The sequence below is a fragment of the Microcystis sp. LSC13-02 genome, from assembly GCA_002282935.1.
Taxonomy (GTDB): domain Bacteria; phylum Cyanobacteriota; class Cyanobacteriia; order Cyanobacteriales; family Microcystaceae; genus Microcystis.
Genome location: MTBT01000314.1, coordinates 1 through 4,958, shown reverse-complemented (window position 1 = coordinate 4,958; position 4,958 = coordinate 1). Strand labels below are relative to the sequence as shown.

Sequence of the window (4,958 nt, the reverse complement as noted above, 5' to 3'; positions counted from 1 at the left end):
CAATTGATAGCCTGTTAAATTCCCTTGTTTCCACCACCTCCAAGCCGTTCGATAACTTATTCCTGTTTTTTTTGCCTAGTCTGATAGTTTCCTGTCTATATATTACCATGCCTGACTATATCTGACTATATTTGTATTGAAACTTTACAATACCTTGGTCGCTGATTTCGGCGTTAAACGACGGATAAATTCCAGGGGTAACCCGTCTGTATCGGCAATAAAGGTGACTTCATAGACATGATCGCCGATCATCTGTTGTTGGGGTGGCAAAAGAATGTTTAAAGGTTGATATAAATCGGCATCCTCTTGATGAGCTTGCTGAAAGTTATTTGTTAATTTTTCTAACCATTCTGGTAAATTGCTGACATTTTCTGTTAGGTCAAAAGACAAGTGATAATAACCCACATAATGCTGATCACTAAAGGCATCGGGGGCGGGTTTCGGTTGAGGAATTTGGATTAATTCGATGCGTCCGTTTAACCCCGTTAGCCAACAGGCCAAAGTATAACCCGTGGTGAATCTTTCCTCTAGGGTAAAACCGAGAAGTTGGTAAAAAGCGATCGCCCGATGGATATTAGCGGTACGAATAGAAGCATGGTGCATTTTCAGTGATCAGTAATCAGTCAAAAAGACGAAAATAGGGATAACGTTTGGGAACCCCCGGTTCTTTTTCCAGATCAAAATTAATTACATCCCAACAGGGTTCATCGGGAGCATCGGGGCTAAATTCTACTGGTAAACCGTAGAGACGGGGAATAGCGGCTTCACCCGGTCCATTACCCCGCCAAGCGGTGTTACGTTCTAAGTAGGAACTAACTAAATCGCGATAACGGTTGGCAATAATTACTTTAGTCGCCTTAAATCCTTGAGTATAGAGGCGATCGAGTGCTTCGTGAATCTCAAAACGAATACCATCCGGGTGAGTGTGTTGACGATACCACTCACCATTCCAGAGTCGCCAATGTCGTCCTGACTGCAAGTGAACCAACTCACCCGTTTTGGGATCGGCTTCAAAAGCCCCATGGCGCGGACACAAATAGGTATCCGTCAAAGTGAGGGCGGGGATTAGCTGCCGACAGTGAGGACAATGGATATCGGGGCCAAAAACAGGGTATTGTAAACTTGCATTGATCATGGAAGAACCTAAACTAAGAATTGCTATCTTTGTACCAATAATCCTATCCATATTATACCCAACCAAATTGGACGGGTATTCTCTTTCGACTTTAGTGCAGATCCTCCCATGTCTTTAGATAACTTAAGATCAACTTCTAATTTCTGGCCGATTGTCGATGTCAGTCAAGCGGCTTTTATCGCCCCTAATGCCACGGTAATGGGCGATATTTCCCTAGCTGTGGGGGTGAGTGTTTGGTATGGGGCGGTATTGCGCGCCGACGTGGAACGCATCGAAATTGGGGCTTATACTAATATCCAAGATGGGGCGATCCTACACGGAGATCCGGGCAAAATTACTATCCTTGAAGATTATGTCACCATCGGGCATCGGGCGGTAATTCACGCAGCCCATATTGAACGCGGTTGTTTAATCGGCATTGGGGCAGTGATTCTCGATGGTGTGCGCGTCGGGGCGGGTAGTATTGTCGGGGCGGGTAGTATCGTCACAAAAGATATACCACCGCGATCTTTAGTGGTGGGCATTCCTGCTAAACGCGTCCGGGAAGTGTCGCCACAGGAGGCTCAAGAGTTGATCGAACACGCCGAGCGCTATGCTAAACTTGCCCTCGTTCATGGGGGAAAAGCTACTGATACTGGATTCCCAAAACGGGCGGATTAGGGTATAAATATAAAATGAGAATCAAGTAACAATCTTTTAAGCACCGATCGAGGAGAACGAAATCTATGGACTGGAGAGTGTTAATCGTTTTAACCCCTTTGCTTATCGCTGCTGGCTGGGCTTTCTTCAATATCGGCGCTGCCGCTATTAGACAAGCTCAACAGTTTCTCAGCAAACAAAGTTAATAAAAGTTTATAATTCTTAGTAAAACCGACCGCCTAGGCGGTCGGTTTTTAATTTTTCCCCAAGCGGCGATCGCTGATTGGGGTGTAGGGTGTGGGGTGTAGGATGTGAGGTGTGGGGTGTAGGGAAGGAAACCTATTTCATCTCTAGTGGTGAAAATCTTTTCATCGGGACTGAATCCTGAATCCTGAATCCTGAATCCTAACCCCACCAATAACTTTTTCAGCAAACCCTACTTAACCATGAAATCTAACTGTCAAAATCTCATTCAAGAACTTTCCCATCTGGAAATTATCACCGATCCGGGGCAAGTGGCGAAACTTTCCTTAGATTATTATCATTTTAGTCCCATTTTAGAGGCACAACTGCGAGATAAACGGGCTGATTTAGTCATTCGTCCCCAGAATAGCCAAGAAGTTATCGACATCGCTAAAACCTGCGTTAAATACCAAATTCCTTTAACTGTCAGAGGTGCGGGTACAGGTAATTATGGTCAATGTGTTCCCTTGCGGGGAGGAGTAATTTTAGATACAACCAAACTAACAAAAATTATCTCGATCGAACCGGGTACAGCCCGGGTAGAAGCGGGGGTAAAAATGGCATTTTTTGATAAACAAGCTCGCGCAATCGGTTGGGAATTAAGAATGGCTCCCTCTACCTATCGGACGGCGACAATTGGCGGTTTTATCGGGGGTGGCAGTGTGGGCATGGGTTCAATTAATTATGGACAATTGAAGGATAGGGGCAATCTGCAAGCAGTGCAATTAGTCACCCTAGAAGCGGAACCAAAAATTATCGAACTACGGGGGAATGAGGTAGAAAAAGTCAATCATGCCTACGGAACAAATGGCATTATTACCGAGTTAGAAATAGCCCTCGCTCCCTGTTATCCTTGGGCAGAATTTATCGTTACTTTTGCCGATTTTATCACTGCCGCTAAATTCGGTCAAGCTCTTAGTGATAGTGATGGCATTGTCAAGAAAATGGTTAGTGTTCACTCTTGGCCAATTCCCGCTTATTTTACTGCTCTTAAGGATTATTTAACCACAGGAAAAGCCGCAGTTTTGTTAATAGTATCGGACAGCGATCGAGTTGCATTAGAGTCTTTAATTCAAGAATATAATGGTGAACTTACCTACTATAAAACGCCAGAAGAAACTCAAAAAGGCAACAGTATCTTAGAATTTACTTGGAATCATACCACTCTCCATGCGCGTAGTTTTAACCCCAAAATAACTTATCTACAAGCTTTTTATTTTAATCTAGCCACGGTAGAGAAACTCTATAATTATTTTGGGGAGGAAATAATGATGCACCTAGAATTTTTGAAATTTCAAGGTAAAGTTATTCCCGCCGGTCTTCCCTTGCTAGAATTTACCACAGAAACTCGATTAAATGAGATTATTGCTATCTATGAACAACAGGGGGCAGCTATTGCCAATCCTCACACTTATATCATGGAAGATGGCGGCAGCAGACAGATTAATCCGCTGCAACTAGAATTTAAAAAACTCGCCGATCCCTACGGATTGAACAATCCGGGTAAAATGCGAGCATGGTTGGAAGCAAAGGAGTAGGGGTTCGATTTAGTCTAAGTAGATACCCCTCACGAATTTTATCGAGTTCGATCGCAAGTTGTCAAATCTCGCGTTCTCTATCGCTACCAGCAGGGGGAACCCGTCGCAAGTCGTTTTTCGTCACTTCCCCCACAGCAAAAAAACCACTGATTTTTGCGTCAGAACTACTCCAATTAATTATCCTAGTGTTAGTCATTTGTCGTTGTCCTTTGATTGATGGGAGAGCTAAAATTAACCCAACAGCACTAATTAATCCTGAAAAAATAAAAACCAAAGCGATTTTGTTTTTGGGAGACATTCTCGGCAAAATAAGGGAAAAACCAGAGACAATAAAATAAAAATCATGGTACTGTTTTACCCCGCCTTTCAATTAAATTTAGATTAGGTGAATAAGACGGCAGATAGAGTAGCTCTATTGACAAAGAAAGAGCCAATTTTTCAACAATTTTACATTTTTGATAACGGGCATTATCTAATACTAGAGTGATGGAAATTATTAGTCCTAAATCAGCTATTTTTGACCGGAGTTCACAGACTTGAGCTGCTGTAATATAAGTGTCATATGTTACCATAATAACTTCATGAGTTATCGCATTTAATGCTCCTCAAACATTAAAGCATTTACGCCCGCTCGGTGACTTAACGAAAAGTCTCTCAAAACACCAAACAAAACTTTGTAGTCTTCTTGTTCATCTGGGTCAGCTTTAGAAGGAAGAGAACCTACTTTTAAACATTTCATTCCCAGGGATTTTAAGAATTTCCTTACTTGGGTAGGACTTCGTTTTATCACCTATCAGGATAGAATCGCAGTTAAGGAGCTAAACTTAAGAGAAATTCTGGAATTAGAGCAGTTTAATGATTATTGTCGAGTATTTGAACAATTTCTTTTCGGCACTGTTACTCAAAGTTTACTGCTTTTGCACTGCTATCCTATCGAGAGATTCCTAGTTAATGGGAAACCTTATTTTAGAGGTGATCACGATATTAGTTTGAGAAAATTTCAAGCTTATCTAGGGTTAGGATATTCCTATCAAATTTCAGGCGATACTTCTGCCAAACAAGATAAAATCAAGAAGTCTTGGAAGGGTTCCGACTTAATGCGCTCTCACTTGTATGCTCATGCAATGGTTACTATTTGTCCTAATAAACCCGCTAAAACTGAGATTGTTGCTAAACTTAAGAACTCTTGGTTAAATCCCAGAAATCACACCTATTTTACTCGAAACGAGAAAACCAGGCAAAAAATCGAAGTCAACCAATAGTTGCCAAGTTTTAAAGCACTGGGTAAGGATGGACTGTGTCGCTTGCTGTTTTACCGAAATTTTGGGTTAAAGCCCCGTCCTAAAAGGACGGCTTTTTAAACTATAGCTTGTTAACTTAACTTTTATTGTGCTATACTGATT

7 protein-coding genes and 1 pseudogene are annotated in these 4,958 nt (G+C 42.0%); 4 read left to right on the top strand and 4 right to left on the bottom strand.

The features are described 5' to 3' along the window. Positions 1 to 144 precede the first annotated feature (144 nt). Positions 145 to 603 (bottom strand): VOC family protein, encoded by a 459-nt coding sequence (locus BGL89_RS19530; RefSeq protein WP_286827182.1) that lies wholly within the window; start codon positions 601 to 603, stop codon positions 145 to 147. A gap of 16 nt (positions 604 to 619) precedes the next feature. Further along, complete coding sequence (locus tag BGL89_RS19525; RefSeq protein ID WP_158202360.1) at positions 620 to 1,135, bottom strand: TIGR02652 family protein; 516 nt, start codon at positions 1,133 to 1,135, stop codon at positions 620 to 622. Between the two features lie 108 nt (positions 1,136 to 1,243). Between BGL89_RS19525 and BGL89_RS19520 the strand changes: the two genes are divergently transcribed. The 3 genes from BGL89_RS19520 to BGL89_RS19510 all read left to right on the top strand — a co-directional run bounded on the left by BGL89_RS19520 (position 1,244) and on the right by BGL89_RS19510 (position 3,555). Continuing rightward, the gene (locus BGL89_RS19520) at positions 1,244 to 1,795 is read left to right on the top strand and encodes a gamma carbonic anhydrase family protein (protein ID WP_286827181.1); all 552 of its coding nucleotides are present in this window, start codon (positions 1,244 to 1,246) and stop codon (positions 1,793 to 1,795) included. A gap of 65 nt (positions 1,796 to 1,860) precedes the next feature. Further along, positions 1,861 to 1,980, top strand: coding sequence for a photosystem II protein Y (locus tag BGL89_RS19515; RefSeq protein WP_286827180.1), 120 nt, complete (start codon positions 1,861 to 1,863; stop codon positions 1,978 to 1,980). Positions 1,981 to 2,220: 240 nt separating this feature from the next. After that, entirely contained in the window at positions 2,221 to 3,555 is a 1,335-nt protein-coding gene (locus BGL89_RS19510) for an FAD-binding oxidoreductase (RefSeq protein WP_286827179.1), read from the top strand. Between the two features lie 61 nt (positions 3,556 to 3,616). Here the strand turns inward: BGL89_RS19510 and BGL89_RS19505 are convergent, their stop codons facing one another. Both BGL89_RS19505 and BGL89_RS19500 read right to left on the bottom strand, forming a co-directional pair. Continuing rightward, complete coding sequence (locus BGL89_RS19505; RefSeq protein WP_286827178.1) at positions 3,617 to 3,853, bottom strand: hypothetical protein; 237 nt, start codon at positions 3,851 to 3,853, stop codon at positions 3,617 to 3,619. 49 nt (positions 3,854 to 3,902) lie between these two features. Then, positions 3,903 to 4,342: pseudogene (locus BGL89_RS19500) on the bottom strand (transposase); the annotation flags it as partial. Between the two features lie 202 nt (positions 4,343 to 4,544). On the opposite strand from BGL89_RS19500, the gene BGL89_RS19495 reads away from it, so the two are divergent. Continuing rightward, positions 4,545 to 4,817, top strand: coding sequence for a hypothetical protein (locus BGL89_RS19495; RefSeq protein ID WP_286827177.1), 273 nt, complete (start codon positions 4,545 to 4,547; stop codon positions 4,815 to 4,817). The last annotated feature ends 141 nt before the right edge of the window (positions 4,818 to 4,958 follow it).